Raw genomic sequence first — 21128 nt, forward strand, 5'->3', positions numbered from 1 at the left:
CGAGGTTCCTCAGGCGAGAGCGAAGTCGAGGCCGATATCCGCGGCAGGCGCGGACTGGGTGAGACGCCCGACGCTGACGTAGGTGACGCCGGTTTCCGCAATGGCGCGGATCGTATCCAGCGTGACGCCGCCGGATGCCTCGGTGGGTACCCGCCCACCGACGAGCGTCACCGCACCGCGCAGGATCTGCGGGGGCATGTTGTCGAGCAGCAGCCGCGTCGCGCCGGCGGCGAGCGCTGGCTCGATCTGCTCCACCCGGTCGACCTCGACGATGATGTCAGCGACGCCGGCATCACGGGCGCGGCGCACTGCTTCCCCGACGCTGCCGGCGACGGCGATGTGATTATCCTTGATCATCGCCGCATCCCACAGCCCCATGCGATGGTTCTGCGCACCGCCCATGCGGGTGGCATATTTCTCCAGCAGCCGCAGTCCCGGGATCGTCTTTCGCGTGTCGAGCAGGATGGCCCCGGTGCCGCGGATACGATCGGCATAGGCGGCGGTCAGGGTTGCGATGCCCGACAGGTGCTGGACGGTATTGAGCGCCGACCGCTCCGCCGTCAGCAGCGCCCGCGCGCGGCCGGCCAGCCGCATGACCGGCGTGCCGGCCGCGACGCGATCGCCATCGCTGGCCAGAAGGTCGACCGAGGCATCAGGATCGAGCCGGCGAAAGAAGGCAGCGGCAATCGGCAGCCCGGCGACGGCAATCGCGTCGCGCGTGGCCATCACACCCTCAAACCGGGCGTCGGCCGGGATCACCGCCTCGGACGTGACGTCGCGGCCGCCGCCGAGATCCTCGGCAAGCGTCGCGCTGACAAAGGCGTCCATGTCAAAGCCAGCGATCACGGCAGCACTTCCTCTTGTTCCACGCCCCAGAGGCGGCTGATTTCCACGAAGCCCGCCTGGCCGCGAATATCGAGGCGGCACCAGCCGCGCGCGCATTGGCTGACCCGGCCGATCACGCCCGGTTCGGCGCGCCACAGGATGCGCGCGCCATAGGCGGGCCGGTCACGCAATTCGGCGATCGACTCCTTGATCATCGCGGTGCGCGTGCTGCTGATCAGCGAGCCGAGCATCCACCCCTGGGTACCGCCGGGATCCTCCACCTTGCGCCATTCCTTGAACACGTCGACGACGCGGACCGGCAGGTCGGCGCGGACGTAGAGCCAGGTCGCCGGATAACTGCGTCCGGGGCCGGAGCGCATCCGGGCCTTTCCGGCCGAAATGGAGGCGAAATAGGGTGGTTTCGGCCTGTCCTTGGCCTGCGCGGCGACTTCATTGGCCACCAGCCCGAACAGCACGGCAAGCGCCACCCATCCCGCCGTCCATCGCCGCATCGATACACCCCCGTCGACCAAGCCGTTCCTGTAGCGCCCGCACGGCTGCCGCATCAACCGATCGTTGACGCCCGCGCCGCGCTTCGCCAATCCAATGCCATGGTCGATACTCGCCGCTGCGCCAATCCCCGCGTGATCGTGACGCGCGAATTGCCCGACATCACCATGGACCGGCTGGAGGCCCTGTTCGACACGGTCAACAACCGCGGTGACAAGGCGATGACCCGCGAGGAGCTGGCCGCTGCCATGTCCGATTGCGACGTGCTGGTGCCGACGGTGGTGGACACGATCGATGCCGAGCTGATCGAGGGTGCGGGCGAGCGGCTGAAGCTGATCGCCAATTTCGGCGCGGGCGTGAACCATATCGACCTGAAGGCGGCGCGCCGGCGCGGCATCATCGTCACCAACACGCCCGGCGTGCTGACCGAAGATACCGCCGACATGACGATGGCGCTGATCGTTTCCGTCCCGCGCCGGCTGGCCGAGGGCGAGAAGCTGGTGCGGTCGGGCGAATGGAAGGGGTGGAGCCCGGGCGGGATGCTCGGCCATCGCATCGGGGGCAAGGCGCTGGGCATCGTCGGCATGGGGCGCATCGGCCAGGCCGTCGCCCGCCGCGCGCGGGCGTTCGGCCTGTCGATCCATTATCACAACCGCCACCGGCTGCCGAAGGTGGTGGAGGCCGAACTGCAGGCGCAATGGCATCCCAATCTGGACGAGATGCTGGCCAATATCGACATCCTGACGATCCACACGCCGCGCAACGCCGACAGCGAAAACCTGATCAGCGCCGAGCGGATCGCGCTGCTGCGCTCGCACGTCTATCTGATCAACGCCAGCCGCGGCGGGATCGTCGACGAGGATGCGCTGATCGACGCGCTGGAGGCGGGGCGACTGGCGGGCGCGGGGCTGGACGTGTGGAAGCACGAACCGGCGATCGACCCGCGTTTGCTGGCGCTGCCCAATGTCGTGATGACGCCGCACATGGGATCGGCCACGTTCGAGGGGCGGCTGGCCACCGGCGAAAAGGTAATGACCAATATTCGCATGTGGGCCGATGGTCATCGGCCGCCCGACCAGGTGCTGGAAGGCTGGGTCTGAGTACCCGAGAACTGTAAAGTTGCGTGTCCTGCCGGAACGCAACCTATGTTGGGCGCATTGTCCGGTTGTTAAATCGATCGGAGAATGTGCGATGAAGAAGACGTTTCTTCTGTTGATGCTTGGCGCCACCGCCGTGACCACCTCAGCCTGCTCGACGTTGCGCGGCGCGGCAATTGGCGGTGCAGGTGGCGCTGGCGTGGCAGCGGCTACTGGTGGCAGCGTGGAAAAGGGCGCGGCGGTGGGCGGTACTGCCGGCGCGGTGATCGGCACCATCGACAATTGATGCGCCCCCCTGACCGTCATCCTTCTGGCGCAGCAACGCGAGGAGGATGACGGTGGAGGGATTGAAGGCCGGAGCGTCAGCCCCGGCCAGGCGTGATCAGTCGCCCGTCAGGATGCGATCGACGAGCTGCTTCACCGTTGGCACGAAGCCGTTCGAGTAGAAGGGATCGCGCTTGAAATTATAGGCCGCATGGCCGGCGAACATCAGGTTCGCCTCCGTATCGCCGCCGTGGGCGATATCCTGCAGCGTCTTCTGGATGCAGAAGCTGCGTGGATCGGCGAGACGGCCGGTCGAGTTCGTCTCGGTATCCGCCCAGCTCGAAAACAGGCACTGGCTGAGGCAGCCCATGCAATCCGCCTGATCCTTGCGGATCTCCGCCTTTTCCTGCGGCGTCACGAACACGAGCGTATTGTCCGGCGTCTTCAGCGCATCGGTGAAGCCGTGGCCGAACCACTCGCGCGCGCGCAGCAGATCACCCTTGGTGACCCAGAAGTTCTTGCCCTTCACGCCCACGTCGAGCTGGAAGATGTGGTCTCCAGCCTCCTTCGTCGAAAAGGCGATCTGGCGTTCCGAGCGCGCCTCGAGGCTGCGCAGGAAGGGATTGCGGACGGCCGACGAATAGAAGCCGGTCGGCGAGAAGCGATGCAGGAGGACGTCGCCCTCCTCGATCGTCATCAGCCGTTCCTTCCACTGCTGCGGAATGGGGCTTTCCTGCGTCAGCAGCGGGCGCGTGCCGTACTGGAAGGCGATGGTGCCGAGTTCCGGATTGTCGATCCAGTCGTTCCAGTCGCGCAAATACCAGACGCCGCCGGCCATGATGATCGGCGTGGTATCAGGAATGCCACCCTCGCGCATCGTTTCGCGCAGCGCCTTCACGCGGGGATAGGGATCCTCCGGCTTCAGCGGGTCTTCGGCATTGGAGAGGCCATTGTGACCACCGGCGAGCCAGGGATCCTCATAGACGACCGCCGCCAGCAGCTCCGACACCTTGGAATAAGCGCGCTTCCACAGCGCGCGGAAGGCACGGCCCGAGGAAACGATCGGCAGGTAATTGACGTTGTAGGAAGCGGCGATCTCGCTCAGCTTGTACGGCATGCCGGCGCCGCAGGTGACACCGGCGACCATGCCGCGGGTCCGTTCCAGCACGCCTTGCAGCACGCGCTGCGCACCGCCCATTTCCCACAGTACATTGATGTTGATCGCGCCCTTGCCACCGGCGATCTCCCAGGCGCGCTGCACCTGCTGCACGGCGCCTTCGATGGCGTATTCGATCAATTCCTCATGCCGGTCCCGCCGCGTCAGCGCATGATAGACCTGCGGAATGATCTTGCCTTCGGGATCGTAGCTGTCGGCGTTGACGGCGCTGACCGTGCCGATGCCGCCCGCGGCCGCCCACGCGCCGGCCGACGCATGATTGGTAGCCGCAACACCCTTGCCGCCTTCCACCAGCGGCCAAACCTCACGGCCATTGTAGACGATGGGCTTGAGCCCCTTAAACACGGCAGTCGCCACGGCCTTAAATCACCTCTCGAAAATCCAATAAGGCGCCCTAGCGAGAAAGGTTGCACGGCGCGAGCAATTTACGCCCTTGTCAGTGCGCCCGGCCTTCCGAGCGCCGATTCATACAGCGCGGCATACCGTGCGATCATCTGCCGCTCGTCATATTCCGCCTGTGCCTTGCGGCGGTTGGCTTCACCGACGGTGCGTCGCAATTCAGGGTCGGCGATCAGTGCCTGCATCGCGTCGCGCAGCCGGACCTCGCCGGGATAATCGGTGATGAAGGGCGCGTTTTCCGGCGCCACCATGAACGGCACGTCGCCGACCGGCGGGGCCACGATCGGCAGCCCGGCGGCCATCGCCTCGACCACCGCGATGGGAAATTGCTCAGACCGTGACGACAGCGCCAGCATGTCGAAATGCCCCATGAAACGATACGGCCGGTCGAGGAAGCCGGGGAGGACCAGCTCATCCTCGATCCCCATCGCCAGCGCCGCCTGTTCGATCGCGGCGCGTTCCGGCCCCTCGCCAACGATCACCAGCCGGAAGCGGTGCGACAATCCCCCCGCGGCGCGGACCAGCGCCGGCAAATCCTTCACCGCGCGAAGGCCAGCGACGGTGCCGATCACCACTTCCTTGGGCTTGCGCACGAAGCCGGGGATCGCCTTTGGCTCCGGGCGCTTGGCATACAGCTCGGTCGCGATGCCGTTGACGATGCGGTGAACTTTCGCGCGCGGCTGTTTCCAGGTTTCGAGCGCGATCCGCTCCAGCGTGGTGGAGGGCACCGCAAGACCGTGCGCGGCCGACAGTGCGAGCCGGCGGTAGAGGTTGCGTTCGCGCTTCAGCCCGCCGGCCTCATCCTCGTTGAAGCCATCCTCATGGTGCACCACGGGGGGCACGCCGCGCCCGAACACCCGGCGCGCCATGACGCCGTCGATGGCGCCCCAATTGTAGGTCAGCACCAGATCGAAGCGGCGCATGTAGCGGGCGATCGCATCGTAACGGCCAACGGAGGGCTTACCCTGCAACGGCGGCGGGTTCTGCGCGATTTCGTAGCGGATGCCCCTGGCGATCCGCTCGCGCGCGCCGTAGCGCCCCTCCATGCCCGACACGATCGTGTGCCGGGCACGATCGCCAAAGGCGTTCATCAGCCGCACCGCGCGCGCCTCCTTGCCGCCCAGGTCAAAGGTGGAGTGGAGGTGCAGGATGTTGATCGGCTGTGGCATCGCGCGTCGCTTTAGCGGTGATCAGGGCGAATGTTGAGCCATTGCCGCGACGCGTCTTCTTGCCGGCGCGGACCCATGCCGGCTCCCGCCAGTTAGACCGCTGAGACAAGCGGAGAACAACATGGATCAGGCATTGCACGGGATCGTTCAGGACATTGCCCGCGAGATTAAGGCTGATGCGGTGGAGATCGAGGCCGCGGCGGATGCCAAGGAAGAGGGCAAGGCGCCGGGCGATTTCGGCATGGCCGTGGTGACGATGGACGAGGAAGTGATCACCGGCGGGGCGGCGGACACCCCCTTCCCGCTGCAAAGCATTGCCAAGGTCTTTGCACTGGAGCTGGCGCTGTGCGCGCTGGGCGACGACGTGTTCAAGCGCGTCGGGCGCGAGCCGTCGGGTGACCCGTTCAATTCAATCATCGACCTGGAGCGGACCGGCGGCATCCCACGCAATCCCTTCATCAACGCCGGCGCGCTGGCCGTGGTCGACATCCTGGTCGAGCAGCTGGACGACGACAAACAGGCCAGCGCGGTGGTGGATTTCGTGCGCCATCATGCGTGCGTCGACGACGTGGCGCTGAACCAGGACGTGCTCGATTCCGAGCACAAGGGCGGCGACCTGAACCGCGCGATGATGAGCTTCATGCGCCACCACGGCAACCTCAACAGCGACCCGGACGAGGTGATGGAAGCCTATGTCAAGCAATGCGCGATCATGCTCGATTGCCGCGGACTGGCACGGACGGGGCTGTTCCTGGCGCATACCCGGCGCAATCCCGACGATGAGGATGCCGATGCCGTAGCAGTGCGGATGCGCAAGCTGCTCGCGCTGATGATGACGTGCGGCCATTATGATGGCTCGGGCGACTTCGCGATGCGGGTCGGCCTGCCCGCCAAGAGCGGCGTCGGTGGCGGCATCCTGGCGGTGGCGCCGGAACAGGGCGCGATCGCGGTCTGGTCCCCCAACCTCGACCAGAACGGCAATTCGATGCTGGGCGTGCGCGCGCTGGAGATGTTCGCCGACCGGACCGGCTGGTCGGTGTTCGGGCCGCCGATGGTGGCGTGAGCACGCGCGGCGGTCGCGCCTCAGCCGGGCGCGATCGCCGTCTTGGGAATGTGGGTGATGCGGCAGGCGAGATCAGCCTCGCCGCTCGCCACGATCCAATGGTCGCCAGCGTCGACGATGCCGGTCGTGAAGACCACATTGTCGAGGTACATGAGGTCCTTCAGCGGCTCGGTCAGCGCCGGGTTGGGCTCCAGTAGCGGCTGGTGCTGGGTGGCGACGGTGCGCCATGGCTCGTCACGGTCGAGCAATGTCCAATAGGTGCGGTAGATGCCGACCACGCCCGACGGCTCGACGCCGTGCCAGAGCGTGAGCCAGCCGTCGTCGGTCAGCACCGGCTGCGCGCCGCCGCCCATCCGCGCGGTGGCGACGGTCGCGGCATGGGGGCGGATGCCGGGATGGTCGCTCGGCTTCCAATGCAGCGCGTCGGGCGAGGAGGCGAGGTTGATCGACGGGCCGGCGCGCCATTCGCTGTCGGGCGGATAGGCGAAATAAAGGTCGCCCAGCGGCCGCGTCTGCGACCAGAACTTGCCGCCGATCCGCCCTTCGAAAATCAGCATGTCCTTGTTCTGGTGATCGAGGACGATCCCCTCGAGCTGCCAGTCGCGCGCGTCATCGCTGGTGTAGAGCGTGGTGGAATGCCGCTCCGGACTGACCGAGCAGGTGGTCATCAGATAGCGGCCGTCGACACGACTGATGCGCGCATCCTCGACACCGTAATTCTGGTAGCTGGCACGCGGCGCGATCGCCTGGTCGTAACGCACCGCCTCGACCCGCCGGCCGCTCGCGTCGAGTTCGACCGGGAGCAGCCAGGACAGCGAGGTCAGCGCCATCACCTTCCACCCGCCGCCGCGCATCATGAACTTGCGCGGATCGGCGGTGTCGACGAGCTGCAGCGGCCAATTGTCGAGGTGATAACGCCCGTCGTGCCAGCGGATGGCGCGGACATGACCCTCGCGGATCGGCGTGCGCAGCGCCTCCGCCACCCGGACCATCATCAGCAGATTGCCATTGGGCAGCCGCGTCATGCCCGGGTTGAATGCGCCCAGGACATAGGTTTCCTCGTCGATGTGCCCGGCGAGCGGGGAGCGCGACAGGTCGACGTCGTGCGGGGTGAATACCAGATGGTCGAGCGGGAAGGTCATTCTTCGTCCTGCATCCGGGGAGATATGGTCAGTTGCTGGACGACCGCGCGGCGCGGCTGGGTCAGCAGGTAATGGACGCCGACGGCGATATCCTCCGCGCGCAGCATCTCTTCCTTGGCGATCCGCTCCGCCTGTTCCTCGGGCGTGCCGCCGACCATGTCGCTGCCGGTCAGCCCGGGCTCTACCAGCGAGACGCGCACGCCCTTGCGCCCAAGCTCGCGCCGCAGAGCAATGGCGAAACCCTGAATACCGTATTTGATCCCGGCATAGACGGTCGAGCCCTTGCCCAGCACATAGGCGCTCATCGAGCCGATCAGGACGATGTCGCCGCTGCCCTTCGCATCCTCGCCGTGCGCGCCCATCGCCTTCGCCGCAGCCTGCGCCGACAGGAGATAGGCGGTGAAATTGCTGCCGATCGTGTAGCGAAGCTCCGCCTCGCTCATGTCGGTCAGCCCCTCGGCGCCGCGTGCGGCGTTGATCACCGCGACGTCCACGCCACCGAGATAGGCGCTTGCGGCATCGAACAGCCGGGCGACATTATCTTCCTCGGCGAGGTCAATGCTCATGCCGTCGCCCTCGCCCACCTCCCGGATGCGCTTCAGCGCGTCGGCGAGATGGGTTTCGTCGCGGCCGCAGACGAACACTTTTGCGCCCTCGCTCGCCAGCAGCACCGCGATCGCGCGGCCGATCCCGGTGGTACCGCCGGTGATCAATACGCGCCGCCCGGCAATCGGCGTCGTCGCGGTATGCGCATCGGAAATGTCGGCCATGAAAGCTCCTGTTCGCGGGAGCAGTTCCGACGTTTCAGGCGCTTGCGGGTTCCACGGCAGCGCGCGCGAGCCATCGGTCGATCGGCCCCTGCACCGCCGGTTCGGTGAGCAGCGGTGCGTGCCCCACGCCCGGCACCGTCACCAGTTCAGCGAGCGGCAGGCTGGCGACCATGCGTTCCGCCACGCTGGCGCTGAGTACGTCCGATCGGCCGCCGCGAACGATCAGCACCGGCACCGTCGCCAGCGCATGAAGCGCGCCCCACATGTCAGGGCCCGTTTCGTTGCCCGGCACGCGAAACGGCTCGGCAATGCGCAGGTCGTAGTCGAGCACGATGCGGCCATTGCTGGTCAGCCGGTACAGACGCTTGGCCATCGCCAGCCAATCCTCGATCCCGAAATCGGGATAGGCATCGGCATTCGCCTCCCGCGTGGCGCGCGCGGCGTGCATCCAGGTCGGCCAGGTGCTGGACCGCCCGACATAGCCCCGGATGCGCGCGAGCCCGGCCGGTTCGATCTCTGGCCCCACATCGTTTAGCAGCGCCCCGGCAATGCGGCCCGGCACCAGCCCGGCGAGCAACATGGTCACGATGCCGCCCAGCGCGGTCCCGATGGCGATGAACCGGTTGATCCGATGTTCCGACAGAAATGCCGCCACGTCACGGGCATAGGTGGTCGGCACGTAGCTCATCGGATCCCTGGCGTGGGCGCTTTCGCCGCGGCCGCGCAGGTCGAGCGCGAAGACCCGCCGCTCTCCCGCGATCCGCCGGGCGAGCGCGTCATAGTCGCGCGCATTGCGCGTCAGGCCCGGGAGGCAGACCACCGGCAGCGCGGCATCGTCACCGGGATAGTCGCGGGCGTGAAGCCGCAACCCGTCGTCCGATGACCAAAATATGTCCTGCCAGGCGGCCATCCTTGCACCTTTCGTCGCGCGCGCCCCATATCCACGCATGGCCCCAGAACCACAAGCTGCCCCGCACGCCTATCAACCAGAGACGCTGCTGCTGTCGCTTGGGGACGCCTTTTACGATCCGGTGACGGCGGCCGATTTCCCCGAGACCACGCTGCGGTTCCGCAATGATCGCGCGGCGGCCGAGGTCGGCCTCGATACGCTCGACGATGGCGCGTGGCTGGAACATTTCGGCCGCTTCCGGCCGCTTCCGGCCACGCTGCCGCAACCGCTGGCCTTGCGGTATCACGGCCATCAGTTCCGCGTGTACAATCCCGATCTGGGCGACGGGCGCGGCTTCACCTTTGCCCAGCTGCGCGACCGCAACGGGCGGCTGATGGACCTTGGCACCAAGGGATCGGGCCAGACGCCGTGGAGCCGCGCCGGCGATGGCAGGCTGACGCTGAAGGGCGGCGTGCGCGAAGTGCTGGCGACCGAGATGCTGGAGGCGCTGGGCGTCCGCACGTCGCGGACGTTTTCGCTGATCGAGACGGGCGAAGCGCTGGAGCGCAACGATGAGCCCTCCCCCACCCGCGCCGCGGTGCTGGTGCGGCTGAGCCATGGCCATGTGCGCATCGGATCGTTCCAGCGGCTGGCCTATGAGCGCGACGAGGAATCGATGCGCCGGCTGGTCCGCTATGTCCTGACCAACCTTTATGGCGAGGACAGCGATGATCCCGTCCGGCTGCTGAACCTGGTGGTCGACGGCACGGCGCAGCTGGCGGCGAGCTACATGGCGGCGGGGTTCGTCCATGGCGTGCTCAATTCCGACAATATCAACGTCACGGCCGAAAGCTTCGACTATGGCCCGTGGCGGTTCGCGCCGACGTGGGAGCCGGGCTTTACCGCCGCCTATTTCGACCATGCCGGGCTGTATGCCTTTGGCCGGCAGCCCGAGGCGATCCATTGGGACGTGATGCAGCTTGCCGCGTCGCTGCGGCTGCTGTCCGAGGCGGAGCCGCTGATCGCCGCGCTGGAGCGGTTCGCGCCGGAATATCAGCGCGCGGTCGTCGATGCTTTCCTGTGGCGGATGGGACGCCGGCCGAGCGGGAGCGACGCCGACCGGGCGCTGGTGCAGGCCACCGAGCGCGCGTTGCGCGAAACGGCCACGGGGATCGACCGTTTCTTCTTCGACGCCTTCGCCCAACCGCTGCCGCCCACTTATGGTGAGCCATGGACGGAGGTGCGCGCACTGCTCGACGCCGCGCCGCTGCGCGCCGACCGATCACATTCCTATTGGCAGGGTGAGCCCTGTTCGATGCTGATCGAGGAAGTGGAAGCCATCTGGCAGCCGATCGCCGAGCGCGACGACTGGGCACCATTCCATGCCAAGGTCGCCGCGATCAGGGTTATGGGCGAGGCACTTCGCTGACCTTGTGACACCGCCGGTTCCTATCCTAAAGCAAGCGACGTGACGTCAAAGGGCCATCCGTGAGCGAGATCATCTCCTTCGAACCAGCGACCGGCGCCGAATTGTGGCGCGCGGCGGTGGGAGACGTCGACGCGGAGGTCGCGGCGGCGCGATCGGGCTGGGCCACCTGGGCGGCTCGCCCGCTGACCTATCGCATCGAGACGCTGCGCCGCTTCGCCAATGTCGTGCGATCGCGGCACGAGGCGTTCGCCGACGTGATCGCGCGCGAGACGGGCAAGCCGCTTTGGGAGGCGCGCACCGAGGTCGACACGTTGATGGCCAAGGTGGATATCTCGGTGTCCGCTTATGCCGACCGGACGGCGCAGCGCCGGCTGGACGCGCCGATGGGGTCGCGCATGGCGGTGCGGCACAAGCCGCATGGCGTGCTGGCGGTGCTGGGGCCGTACAATTTCCCCGCGCATCTGCCCAATGGCCACATCGTCCCCGCGCTGATCGCGGGCAATGCCGTGGTGTTCAAGCCATCGGAAAAGACGCCGGCGTCGGGCGCCTTCCTGGTCGATTGCTATCGCGCGGCAGGCGTGCCGGAGGAATGCATCCGGCTGGTCATTGGCGGGCCGGACGAGGGCCGCGCATTGGCCGGGCATGACGGGATCGACGGATTGCTGTTCACCGGATCGGCGCGCACCGGCCTGGCGCTCAACCGTGCGTTCGCCGAGAAGCCGGAGAAGATCCTGGCGCTGGAGATGGGCGGCAACAATCCGATCATCGTGTGGGACACGCCCGACCTGTATGCCGCGTCGATCATCATCATCCAGTCGGCCTTCACCACCGCCGGCCAGCGGTGCACCGCGGCGCGGCGGCTGATCGTTGACCAGAAATTGTTCGATCCGCTGATGGAGCAGCTCGACAAGCTGATCTCGCGGCTGATCGTCGGCGCGCCGCATGATGACCCGGCACCGTACATGGGCCCTGTGATCGACAATGAGGTGGCCGACCAGCTGAGCGAGAGTTTCCTCGCGCTGCTGATGCGCGGCGGGCGGCCGATCCGGCATCTCCAGCGCACGCAGCCCGATCGCCCGTTCCTGCTGCCTGGCGTGATCGACATGACCGAGGCGAGCGAGCGGCCCGACATGGAATTGTTCGGTCCAATCCTTCAGGTGGTGCGGACCGAGACGTTCGACGAAGCGATCGCGGAGGCGAACAACACCCGCTACGGCCTGTCCGCCTCGCTGATCAGCCAGACACCGGGGCTGTACGATCGTTTCTGGTCCGGCGCGCGGGCGGGCATCGTCAACTGGAACCGGCCGACCAACGGCGCCTCCTCCGCCGCGCCGTTCGGCGGCATCGGCTGGTCGGGCAATCACCGGCCGAGCGCTTATTATGCGGCCGATTATTGCGCCTATCCGGTGGTGTCGAACGAGGCGGATGCGGCGCGTGCGTCGATCGGCATCGGGCTGCGCGACGCCTGATCCGGGCGCAACCCGACGGCTGGTCGGCCGTTCAGCACGGATGCGAAACCTTTCCCCGGCGCTGATCCTGGCGGTCGCGCTTGCCGCCTGCTCGTCCGAGCCCGAGAGCCCCAACAGCGCAGCGCCGGTCGATGCAACGACCGAAGCGACGGAGGGAGCCACCGTGCCGGCAGCCACCCCCACGCCGCTCAGCAGCCCGACACCGGTCGCCAGCCCGACTGCGGCGCCGACACCCGCCGAAACCCCAGCGCCGGGCAAGACGCTGGCCCTCGAGGGGTTGGGCGCGTTGCGCATTGGCGAGGCGGTGCCGCGCGGCAGCGGCTGGGCCGAGCGCGGCGCGCAGATCGATGAGGGCTGCCGCACGGTCAGCTCGCCCGCCTTCCCCGGCGTCTATGCGATCGTGACCGAGGGCAAAGTGCGCCGAATCACCGTGGGCCAGCGATCCGACGTGAAGCTGGTCGAGGGGATCGGCGTCGGATCGAGCGAACAGGCCGTGCGGCAATGGTTCGGCGGCTTTCGCGCCGAGCCGCACAAATATGAGGATCGCCCGGCGAAGTATCTGACCGCGCCCAATGCCGCGAGCGGCGACCCCGCGGTGCGGTTCGAGATCGGGCAGGACGGCAAGGTCAGCCTGATCCATGTCGGGACGATGCCGGTGCTGGCCTATGTCGAAGGCTGCGCCTGATCTCGGCGGGCAGCTCGCGGCAATAGCTGACCTAGGGGCTCGGCAATTATCGCTCGGTTGCTGCGCTGTCACGGCGGGACCATGTTCACGCAACGATGGCCAGCCTTCTTGATCCTGATGCACGCGGACGCGTGATCCTTGTTGGTGCCGGCCCGGGCGATCCGGGCCTGCTGACCGTTCGCGCCGTGGAGGCGCTGAAAGCCGCGGACGTGGTGGTGCACGACGGGTTGATCGACCCGCGCGTGCTCGACATTGCGCCGGCCGATGCGCACCGCATCTCGGTGGCGAAGCGGCGCGCGCGCCACACATTGCCGCAGGAGGCGATCAATGCGCTGATCGTGGCGCATGTGCGCGCGGGCAGCCAGGTCGTGCGGCTGAAGGGCGGCGACCCGTTCATCTTCGGGCGCGGCGGCGAGGAAGTGGAGGCGGTGCGTGCCGCCGGTCTGCCCGTCGAGGTGATCCCCGGCGTCTCGGCGGCGCTCGGCTGCGCGGCGGAGGCGATGCTGCCGCTGACGCACCGCGATCATTCCAGCGCGGTCAGCTTCGTCGCTGGCCAGTGCAAGGGGCTGACCGAACAGGATTGGTCGGGCCTCGCCGGCCAGGGGCGCACGCTGGTGATCTACATGGGCGTTGCCACCGCGGATGCGATTGCGGACAAATTGATCGCCGATGGCGTCGCGCCCGACATGCCCGTCGCGGTGCTGGAAAAGGGCACCTGCCCTGGCCACCGCGCGCTGAAGACGCTGCTGGCGGATCTGGGCGCGATGGTGGGACGCGAGAAGGTGGCGAGCCCGGCGATCATCGTCGTGGGCGAAGTCGTCGAACTGTCGGATGCGGAGGACAAATTGGTAGCCTGGGCACGTGCTGCGGAGAGCATGAACGGATGAAATTGCTGACGGGGAATGATCTGGTGACCGGCGACGTCACATGGTGGACCGGCGAAGGCTGGTCGCGCCATGTCGAGGATGCCGTCGATGTGGGCGATCGCGGCGAGGCGATCGCCAAGGCGGAGGAAGGCGCGCGCCGGGTCAACGTGCCCTATGTGATCGACGCGGTGGCGACGCCCGAGGGGCCGCGGCCGGCGCATATCAAGGACCGCATCCGCGCGCTGGGGCCCACCGTCCGCCCGGACCTGACGCTGAAGCCGGCTGATCCCGATGCGGGCAGCTGGGTAATTTGACCCGCGATCCCGCCGGCGAGCGGCGGGGACCAGGAAGACACGATGTATCAGTATGACCAGTATGACCAGTCGATCGTCGACGCCCGGGTGGAGGAATTCCGCGACCAGGTGAAGCGGCGCCTCGCGGGTCAGATGACCGAGGACCAGTTCAAGCCGCTGCGGCTGATGAACGGCCTGTACCTGCAGTTGCACGCCTATATGCTGCGCGTGGCGGTGCCCTATGGCACGCTGAGCAGCCGGCAGATGCGGATGCTGGGGCATGTCGCGCGCAAGTATGACCGCGGCTATGGCCATTTCACGACGCGCCAGAACATTCAGTTCAACTGGATCAAGCTGGAGGATGCGCCCGATATCCTCGCCGAGCTGGCAACGGTGGAGATGCACGCCATCCAGACCAGCGGCAATTGCATCCGCAACATCAGTTCGGACCAGTTCGCCGGCGCGGCCGCCGACGAAGTGACCGACCCGCGCCCCTGGGCGGAGCTGCTGCGGCAATGGTCGACGTTCCACCCCGAGTTCACCTACCTGCCGCGCAAGTTCAAGATTGCGGTGATCGCGGCGGCGGAGGATCGCGCGGCGATGCGGCTGCACGATATCGGGATCGAGCTGCTGAAGAAGGACGGCGTGCTGGGCGCCAAGATCTTCGTGGGCGGCGGCATGGGCCGCACCCCGATGATCGCACACGAAATCCGCGATTTTGTCACCGCCGACGAGCTGCTGAGCTACCTCGAGGCGTGCCTGCGCGTGTACAATCGCTACGGCCGGCGCGACAATATCTACAAGGCGCGGATCAAGATCCTGCTGCACGAACTGGGCCCGGACGAATATCGCCGCCAGGTCGAGGAGGAATTCGCCCATGTGAAGACGCTGGGCATCGACCCTCCGGTGGCGGAGCTGGAGCGGATCAGCGCCTTCTTTGCGCCGCCGTCGTTCGAAAGCGGCCTGTCGGATGAGGTGGATCGCAGCGATCCCGATTTCGCCGTCTGGCTGGATCAGAATGTGAAGCCGCACAAGCAGCCGGGCTATGCGATCGTGAACGTCTCGCTGAAGCCGGTCGGCGGCATCCCCGGCGACGCCTCCGCCGACCAGATCGACGTGATGGCGGACCTCGGCGAGCGTTACTCGTTCGACGAGCTGCGCGTCACCCATGCGCAGAACATCGTCCTGCCGCATGTGCGCAAGGCGGACCTGTATGCGGTGTGGCAGAAGCTGACCGAGGCGGGGCTGGCCGAGGCGAACCTCGACCTCATCAGCGACATCATCGCCTGCCCCGGCCTTGATTATTGCAGCCTCGCCAATGCGCGGTCGATCCCGCTGGCGCAGAAGATCGCGCAGCGCTTCAGCGATCTCGATCGCCAGCGCGACCTGGGCGAGCTGAAGCTCAAGATCTCGGGCTGCATCAACGCCTGCGGCCACCACCATGCCGGGCACATCGGCATCCTGGGCGTCGATAAGAAGGGCAAGGAAAACTACCAGCTTTCGCTTGGCGGATCGGGCGCGGAGGACGTGAGCCTCGCCAAGATCACCGGCCCCGGTTTCGACGAGGATGGCGTCGTCGACGCGATCGAGCGCGTCACCGACCGTTTCGTTCAGGTGCGCGAGCCGGGCGAGCGCTTCCTCGACACCTATCGCCGTGTTGGCTTCGAGACGTTCAAGGAGGCGATCTATGGATAATCTGCTCCGCTTCCGCGACGACGAGGCGCATGACGAGCCGGCGATCACGCTGGATTCCTTCCTCGACGGCCAGACCAATGCCGGCGCGGTGCGCCTGGAGGCGGGCGACGACGCGCGCGCGCTGCTGCCGCTGCTCGGCCAGCTGGCGCTGGTCGAGGTGAGCTTCCCCAGCTTTCGCGACGGACGTGGCTATTCCGCGGCGCGGATCCTGCGCGAGGCGGGTTACACCGGCGAGCTGCGCGCCGCGGGCGACGTGCTGGTCGACCAGATCCCGCATATGCGCCGCTGCGGCTTCGACAGCTTCGCGCCCGAAGCGCCGGTCGATGCCGAGACGCTGAAGCGCAGCCTCAACCGCTACGACCACCCCTATCAGCGCGCGGCCGATCCGGCGGTGCCCGTTTGGAAGCTACGCCATGGCTAGTGCTGCTCGTTGCCTCGACATGATCGATGTCGCGCCCGCCTTCACCGCCGAGGACGCGGCGGCGATGGAGGCGCGCTTTGCCGGCGTGTCCACGCAGGACATGCTGCGCGATCTGCTCGGCGGCGAGCTGAAAGGCCGCATCGCGGCGGTTTCGTCGTTCGGGACGGAATCGGCCGTGCTGCTGCACATGGTGGCGCAGGTCGACCAGGACGTGCCGGTAATCTTCACCAACACGCAGAAGATGTTCGGCGAGACGCTGGAATATCGTGACGAGCTGTCGGAGCGGCTGGGCCTCACCGACCTGCGCGTCTTTCGCCCCGATCCGCGACTGCTGGCGGCGAAGGACGCAAACGGGCTGCGCTGGTCCTACGATCCCGACGGCTGCTGCGACCTGCGCAAGGTGGAGCCGCTGCGCCGGGCGCTGCTGCCGTTCGACGCCTGGATCTCGGGTCGTAAGGGCTTCCAGTCGGCGACGCGCGCCGCGCTGCCGCGGTTCGAGGTGGACGACGGGCGGTTGAAGCTGAACCCGCTGGCCGACTGGGACCGCGCGCGGCTGGAGGCCTATTTCGACGAGCACGAGCTGCCGCGCCATCCGCTGGAGGCGAACGGCTATCCTTCGATCGGCTGCAAGCCGTGCACGTCCAAGGTGCAGCCGGGCGAGGATCCGCGCGCCGGCCGCTGGCGCGGCTGGGACAAGGTGGAATGCGGCATCCACGTGCCCGAGAAGCCGGGCGAAGAACCCGCCTTCTGATTGGCGGGGCGGGCGAGCGTCGCCGCCCGCCCTGCCCATCGATCAATAGCCGGCGTAGTCGCTGAAACGCGTCACGCTCGGGTCGAACTTCATCGTCACCTTGCCGGTCGCGCCGTGACGCTGCTTGGCGATGATCAGCTCGGCAAGGCCGTACACGCGCTCCATGTCGCTGGCCCATTGCGCGTGATCCTCGAAGATCTTCGCCGCGTCGCCCTCGGTCGGGCGCTTGGGCTCCTTGGCGGCGACGTAATAATCCTCGCGGAACACGAACCAGACCATGTCGGCGTCCTGCTCGATCGAGCCGGATTCGCGAAGGTCGGAGAGCTGCGGGCGCTTGTCCTCGCGCTGCTCCACCGCACGGCTGAGCTGTGAGAGCGCGAGCACCGGGACGTGCAGATCCTTTGCCAGCGTCTTCAGGCCACGGCTGATTTCGGAGATTTCCTGTACGCGGTTGCCGTCGCTCGCCTTGCCGCTGCCCGAGAGCAGCTGAAGGTAATCGACGATGACTAGGCCAATCTCGTTATTGTGGCGCCGCTGCAGCCGGCGGACGCGGGTGTGCAGCGCGCTGATCGAGAGGCCGCCGGTGTCGTCGATGAACAGCGGCAGGCTTTCGAGATCAGCCGCCGCCGCGGCGAGCTGGTGAAATTCGGCGCGACTGATGTCACCTCGACGCAGCTTTTCCGACGTGATGCGCGATTGCTCGGCAAGGATACGCGTCGCCAGCTGATCGGCGGACATTTCGAGGCTGAAGAAGGCGACCTTTGCGCCGATCGATTCGCTGGGGGCAATGCCGGCCTTCATGTCCATCATCCACCGCTGCGCGGCGTTGAAGGCGATGTTGGTGGCAAGCGACGTCTTGCCCATGCCCGGACGGCCGGCGAGGATCATCAAGTCGGAGCGGTGCATCCCGCCGATGCGGGCGTTGACGGTGTCGAACCCGGTGGTGATGCCCGAGACCTTGCCGCCGGAGTTCAGCGCCGTCTCCGCCATCTTCAGCGCGACCTTGGTCGCCTGCGCGAAGCTCTTGATCGCATTCTCGGTCGTGCCGTCTGCGGCGACCTTGAACAGCTCCTCCTCGGCGAGTTCGATCTGGGCGCGCGGGTTCACCTCCTCCGAGGTGTCCATCGCGCGCTCGACCAACGTGCGCCCGACCGTCACCAGCGAGCGGAGCATGGCGAGGTCGTAGATCTGCTGCGCGAACTGGCGTGCGCCGATCAGGCCCGCGCCCGAGCCGGTGAGCTGTGCGAGATAGGCCGGGCCGCCAAGTTCGCGCATCCCCTCGTCCGCCTCGAACATCGGGCGTAGCGTGACCGGGGTCGCCAACATGTCGTTCGAGCGCAGCGTCTTGATCGCGGCGAAGATGCGGCCGTGGACGGGCTCATAGAAATGCGCCGGGTCGAGCCGGTCGGCGATATCGTCGGCCAGCCGATTGTCGATCATCATCGCGCCGAGCAGCGCGGCCTCCGCCTCGACGTTGCGGGGCAGCTGAACGGGTTCGGCCGGAGCCGGTTGGGGAAATGCCAGAGTAGCCATCAGACGACCGCATCTACCCCCGATCGCGCGTTGCGTGAACCGGCAGGACGTTGAAAGCTGTGGATGAGATTGCCGCACCCCTCATTGCCGCGCCCGCCGTTGGCCAGTATCGGGTCGTGATGGCCGATCCCCGGATCATCGATATCGAACTGGACGAGCGCACGATCCTGTGGCGTTCGGCCGATATCGAGCAGGAACGGCGGATTGCGATCTTCGACCTGATCGAGGGCAATTACTTCGCCCCGCAGAAACAGCACCCCGATGGCTATGCCGGGCCCTACCGACTGGCACTGTCGGTCGAGGAAGGACGGCTGATCCTGCAGATCAAACGCGAGGATGGCAGCCCGCTGGAGGCGCATATCCTGGGCATGGGGCGGTTCCGCCGCCCGATCCGCGATTATTTCGCAATCTGCGACAGCTATTACCAGGCGATCCGGCAATCCACGCCGCAGCAGATCGAGACGATCGATATGGCCCGTCGCGGGATTCACAATGAAGCGGCGGAGTTGCTGAAGGATCGACTGGCGGGCAAGATAGAGCTCGATTTCGATACCGCGCGCCGGCTGTTCACGCTGATCTGCGTGCTTCACATCAAGGGTTGATTTGTCTTGTTTCGGTTGAGGGGTTTCCTGCTGCTCGTCGGCGTGCTTGTCGTTGGCGCGCTGTTTGCCTGGCGTGCGGCGGTGCAATGGCATCCGGCGGTGGCGGACTATGCGGTGCAGGGCGTCGACGTGAGCGATGCCAACGGCGCAGTGGAGTGGAAGGTGGTCGCCGGGGGCGGGGCCGATTTCGCTTATGCCACCGCGACGCATGGGGCGCGGCGGCGCGACCAGCGGTTTGAGGAGAATTGGGAGGGAATCGCCGGCGCCGGCATGCGGCGCGGGGCGGTGCACCGCTGGTCCTTGTGCGACCCGGCGATCAACCAGGCCAATGCGTTCAACACCATGGTCCCGCGTGATGAGGAGGCGCTGCCCGCGGCGATCGATTTCGACTTTGCCGAGGATTGCGCCAATCGCCCTGACGCCGCGACGCTGATCGAGGAGGTGCGCAGCGCCGCGGCGCTGATCGAGGCGCATACCGGCAAGCCCGTGCTGCTGCGGGTGTCGCGCGCGTTCGAGCGCGATTATGATCTGGCGAGCGCCCTCCCCCGTCCGGTGTGGGCGAGCGGTTTATTCTTCAAGCCTGATTATGCCGCCCGGCCGTGGCGCATGTGGCGGGCGAGCGACATACGGCGGATCGACGGCATCGACGGTCCCGTGAACTGGAACGTGGCAGCATCATGAACGACGAAGCGACTACCCTGATCGACCAAGCCCGTGCCGCGGCGCGCAATGCCCATGCGCCCTATTCCAACTTCGGCGTCGGCGCGGCGGTGCTGCTGAGCGACGGCCAGGTGGTGAGCGGCGCGAATTTCGAGAACGCCAGCTACGGCCTGTCGCTTTGTGCGGAAACGGTGGCGATCGCCACGGTCAACGCACAGGGGCGGCTGGCCGATGTGGTGGCGATCGGGATCGTGGGCGGCATGATCCGCGACGGCGCGATCGTCGGTGCCGACGTGGTGCGCCCGTGCGGCCGCTGCCGACAGGTGATCAACGAGGCGGCGCAGATCGGCGGGCGCGACATCCGCGTGCATTGCGCGGGCGCCGAGGGCGACGCGCTGACCAGCTATCGCCTTTCGGAGTTGCTGCCCGACGCCTTTGGCCCAGCGGACCTGGGCATTTCCGCCCGCCGCGACTGATCGGCACGCCACCCACAGACAAGGGTGGCGTGCCGTTGGTGGATCAGCCGAGTGCGTTGGCGCTGGCGTCGCCCAGATCGCTGCCGCCGTCGACGTTGAGGATCGCGCCGGTGACATATTTTGCCGCCGGGCTGGACAGCCACAGCGCCGCCTCGGCCACATCCGACTTGGTGCCGTAATCGCGCAGCGCGAGGCGGCCCTTGATCTGCGCCTCGCGCGCGGGATCACCGCCAAGACGCTTCATCCCCTCGGTATCGCCGATCGGGCCGGGCGAGATGCCGTTGACGCGGATCCCGGCCGGTCCCCATTCCAGCGCCAGGCACTTGGTGACCATGTTGACGCCGGCCTTGGCGGCGCAGGCGTGGATCTGGAACGCGGACGGATGCACCGCCTGCCCCGCGGTGATCGCGATCAGTGATGCGCCCGGCTTGGTCAGGTGATCGTAGCTGGCGCGGAACACGTTGAACGTGCCAAGCAGGTCGATGTCGACCACGGTCTTGAAGGCATTGGCCGACAGCTTCACCGCAGGCGCAAGGAAATTGCCCGCCGCACCCGAAATCAGCACGTCGATCGCACCGAACTTGGCCGTCGCCTGCGCATAGGCGGCCTCCAGCCCGTCATAGTCGCGCACGTCGCAGGCGATGCCGAGTGCCTCGCCACCGGCATCGCGGATGCCCTGCGCGGCAGCCTCGATCTTGTCGGCGCTGCGGCTCAGCACCGTCACCTTTGCGCCGGCCCGCGCGAAGCTGTGCGCGATCTCCAGATTGATGCCGCTCGATGCGCCCGCGACGAACACGTGCTTGCCGGAATAATCCTGGCTCATGGCTTTCCCCTCCGTACCATAACTATAGTTACGCCCCTCCATCGCGTGATCCGCGGACGAGCGCAAGACCTGCCCTTGTCGCCACCATTGCGGGCGGCTAGCGCAGCGGCAGGGAGCGGG

General features: G+C 67.0%; 23 protein-coding genes. 14 read left to right on the forward strand and 9 right to left on the reverse strand.

Going from position 1 to position 21128, the window contains the following annotated elements; translation table 11 throughout:
- Positions 1-9 precede the first annotated feature (9 nt).
- Both nadC and XM50_RS16500 read right to left on the reverse strand, forming a co-directional pair.
- Positions 10-828, reverse strand: a complete 819-nt coding sequence (nadC, locus tag XM50_RS16495) for a carboxylating nicotinate-nucleotide diphosphorylase (RefSeq protein ID WP_046410993.1) — start codon at positions 826-828, stop codon at positions 10-12.
- Positions 829-842: 14 nt separating this feature from the next.
- The gene (locus XM50_RS16500; protein WP_231622005.1) at positions 843-1301 is read right to left on the reverse strand and encodes an SH3 domain-containing protein; all 459 of its coding nucleotides are present in this window, start codon (positions 1299-1301) and stop codon (positions 843-845) included.
- Positions 1302-1436: 135 nt separating this feature from the next.
- On the opposite strand from XM50_RS16500, the gene XM50_RS16505 reads away from it, so the two are divergent.
- Positions 1437-2435 (forward strand): 2-hydroxyacid dehydrogenase, encoded by a 999-nt coding sequence (locus XM50_RS16505; protein WP_046410995.1) that lies wholly within the window; start codon positions 1437-1439, stop codon positions 2433-2435.
- A 91-nt stretch (positions 2436-2526) separates the two neighbouring features.
- Positions 2527-2718: a hypothetical protein gene (locus tag XM50_RS16510; protein WP_046410997.1), complete on the forward strand. Its 192-nt coding sequence runs from the start codon at positions 2527-2529 to the stop codon at positions 2716-2718.
- A 96-nt stretch (positions 2719-2814) separates the two neighbouring features.
- Here the strand turns inward: XM50_RS16510 and XM50_RS16515 are convergent, their stop codons facing one another.
- Both XM50_RS16515 and XM50_RS16520 read right to left on the reverse strand, forming a co-directional pair.
- Positions 2815-4218 (reverse strand): NAD(P)H-dependent flavin oxidoreductase, encoded by a 1404-nt coding sequence (locus XM50_RS16515; RefSeq protein ID WP_046411841.1) that lies wholly within the window; start codon positions 4216-4218, stop codon positions 2815-2817.
- Between the two features lie 80 nt (positions 4219-4298).
- Complete coding sequence (locus XM50_RS16520; protein WP_046410999.1) at positions 4299-5441, reverse strand: glycosyltransferase; 1143 nt, start codon at positions 5439-5441, stop codon at positions 4299-4301.
- Between the two features lie 121 nt (positions 5442-5562).
- On the opposite strand from XM50_RS16520, the gene glsA reads away from it, so the two are divergent.
- The gene (glsA, locus tag XM50_RS16525) at positions 5563-6504 is read left to right on the forward strand and encodes a glutaminase A (protein WP_052742612.1); all 942 of its coding nucleotides are present in this window, start codon (positions 5563-5565) and stop codon (positions 6502-6504) included.
- A 20-nt stretch (positions 6505-6524) separates the two neighbouring features.
- Here the strand turns inward: glsA and XM50_RS16530 are convergent, their stop codons facing one another.
- From XM50_RS16530 to XM50_RS16540, 3 genes are read right to left on the reverse strand one after another with little or no spacing between them, the layout of a single operon-like run.
- On the reverse strand, positions 6525-7646 hold the full coding sequence (locus XM50_RS16530; RefSeq protein WP_046411001.1) for a glycosidase: 1122 nt from the start codon (positions 7644-7646) through the stop codon (positions 6525-6527).
- Complete coding sequence (locus XM50_RS16535; protein WP_046411003.1) at positions 7643-8416, reverse strand: SDR family oxidoreductase; 774 nt, start codon at positions 8414-8416, stop codon at positions 7643-7645. Before XM50_RS16535 ends, XM50_RS16530 begins: the two co-directional genes overlap by 4 nt.
- A gap of 34 nt (positions 8417-8450) precedes the next feature.
- Positions 8451-9326: an alpha/beta fold hydrolase gene (locus XM50_RS16540; RefSeq protein ID WP_046411005.1), complete on the reverse strand. Its 876-nt coding sequence runs from the start codon at positions 9324-9326 to the stop codon at positions 8451-8453.
- 37 nt (positions 9327-9363) lie between these two features.
- Between XM50_RS16540 and XM50_RS16545 the strand changes: the two genes are divergently transcribed.
- The 8 genes from XM50_RS16545 to XM50_RS16580 all read left to right on the forward strand — a co-directional run bounded on the left by XM50_RS16545 (position 9364) and on the right by XM50_RS16580 (position 16914).
- Positions 9364-10734, forward strand: coding sequence for a protein adenylyltransferase SelO family protein (locus XM50_RS16545; protein ID WP_046411844.1), 1371 nt, complete (start codon positions 9364-9366; stop codon positions 10732-10734).
- Positions 10735-10793: 59 nt separating this feature from the next.
- Positions 10794-12203, forward strand: coding sequence for a succinylglutamate-semialdehyde dehydrogenase (gene astD, locus XM50_RS16550; protein WP_046411007.1), 1410 nt, complete (start codon positions 10794-10796; stop codon positions 12201-12203).
- Positions 12204-12243: 40 nt separating this feature from the next.
- A complete protein-coding gene (locus XM50_RS16555) occupies positions 12244-12888 on the forward strand; it encodes a hypothetical protein (RefSeq protein ID WP_046411008.1) in 645 nt (214 codons plus the stop codon).
- A gap of 95 nt (positions 12889-12983) precedes the next feature.
- Positions 12984-13775 carry a uroporphyrinogen-III C-methyltransferase gene (gene cobA, locus XM50_RS16560; protein WP_046411010.1) on the forward strand — a complete coding sequence of 264 codons (792 nt, stop codon included), beginning with the start codon at positions 12984-12986 and terminating at the stop codon, positions 13773-13775.
- A complete protein-coding gene (locus XM50_RS16565; protein WP_046411012.1) occupies positions 13772-14068 on the forward strand; it encodes a DUF2849 domain-containing protein in 297 nt (98 codons plus the stop codon). The genes cobA and XM50_RS16565 overlap by 4 nt, the downstream gene beginning before the upstream one ends.
- Before the next feature lie 42 nt (positions 14069-14110).
- Positions 14111-15742, forward strand: coding sequence for a nitrite/sulfite reductase (locus tag XM50_RS16570; RefSeq protein ID WP_046411014.1), 1632 nt, complete (start codon positions 14111-14113; stop codon positions 15740-15742).
- Complete coding sequence (locus tag XM50_RS16575; protein ID WP_046411016.1) at positions 15735-16163, forward strand: DUF934 domain-containing protein; 429 nt, start codon at positions 15735-15737, stop codon at positions 16161-16163. The genes XM50_RS16570 and XM50_RS16575 overlap by 8 nt, the downstream gene beginning before the upstream one ends.
- Complete coding sequence (locus XM50_RS16580) at positions 16156-16914, forward strand: phosphoadenylyl-sulfate reductase (protein WP_046411017.1); 759 nt, start codon at positions 16156-16158, stop codon at positions 16912-16914. Before XM50_RS16575 ends, XM50_RS16580 begins: the two co-directional genes overlap by 8 nt.
- A gap of 42 nt (positions 16915-16956) precedes the next feature.
- Here the strand turns inward: XM50_RS16580 and XM50_RS16585 are convergent, their stop codons facing one another.
- A complete protein-coding gene (locus XM50_RS16585) occupies positions 16957-18447 on the reverse strand; it encodes a replicative DNA helicase (protein ID WP_046411019.1) in 1491 nt (496 codons plus the stop codon).
- A 119-nt stretch (positions 18448-18566) separates the two neighbouring features.
- Between XM50_RS16585 and XM50_RS16590 the strand changes: the two genes are divergently transcribed.
- From XM50_RS16590 to XM50_RS16600, 3 genes are read left to right on the forward strand one after another with little or no spacing between them, the layout of a single operon-like run.
- Entirely contained in the window at positions 18567-19049 is a 483-nt protein-coding gene (locus tag XM50_RS16590; RefSeq protein WP_046411846.1) for a UPF0262 family protein, read from the forward strand.
- A 6-nt stretch (positions 19050-19055) separates the two neighbouring features.
- Positions 19056-19730, forward strand: coding sequence for a GH25 family lysozyme (locus tag XM50_RS16595; RefSeq protein WP_046411021.1), 675 nt, complete (start codon positions 19056-19058; stop codon positions 19728-19730).
- Positions 19727-20185 carry a cytidine deaminase gene (locus XM50_RS16600; RefSeq protein ID WP_046411023.1) on the forward strand — a complete coding sequence of 153 codons (459 nt, stop codon included), beginning with the start codon at positions 19727-19729 and terminating at the stop codon, positions 20183-20185. The genes XM50_RS16595 and XM50_RS16600 overlap by 4 nt, the downstream gene beginning before the upstream one ends.
- A 43-nt stretch (positions 20186-20228) precedes the next feature.
- Here XM50_RS16600 and XM50_RS16605 read toward each other — a convergent pair whose 3' ends face one another.
- Positions 20229-21008, reverse strand: a complete 780-nt coding sequence (locus tag XM50_RS16605) for an SDR family oxidoreductase (protein ID WP_046411025.1) — start codon at positions 21006-21008, stop codon at positions 20229-20231.
- Positions 21009-21128: the final 120 nt, after the last annotated feature.

Source organism: Sphingomonas sp. Ag1 (assembly GCF_000980895.1).
Lineage (GTDB): Bacteria > Pseudomonadota > Alphaproteobacteria > Sphingomonadales > Sphingomonadaceae > Sphingomonas > Sphingomonas panaciterrae.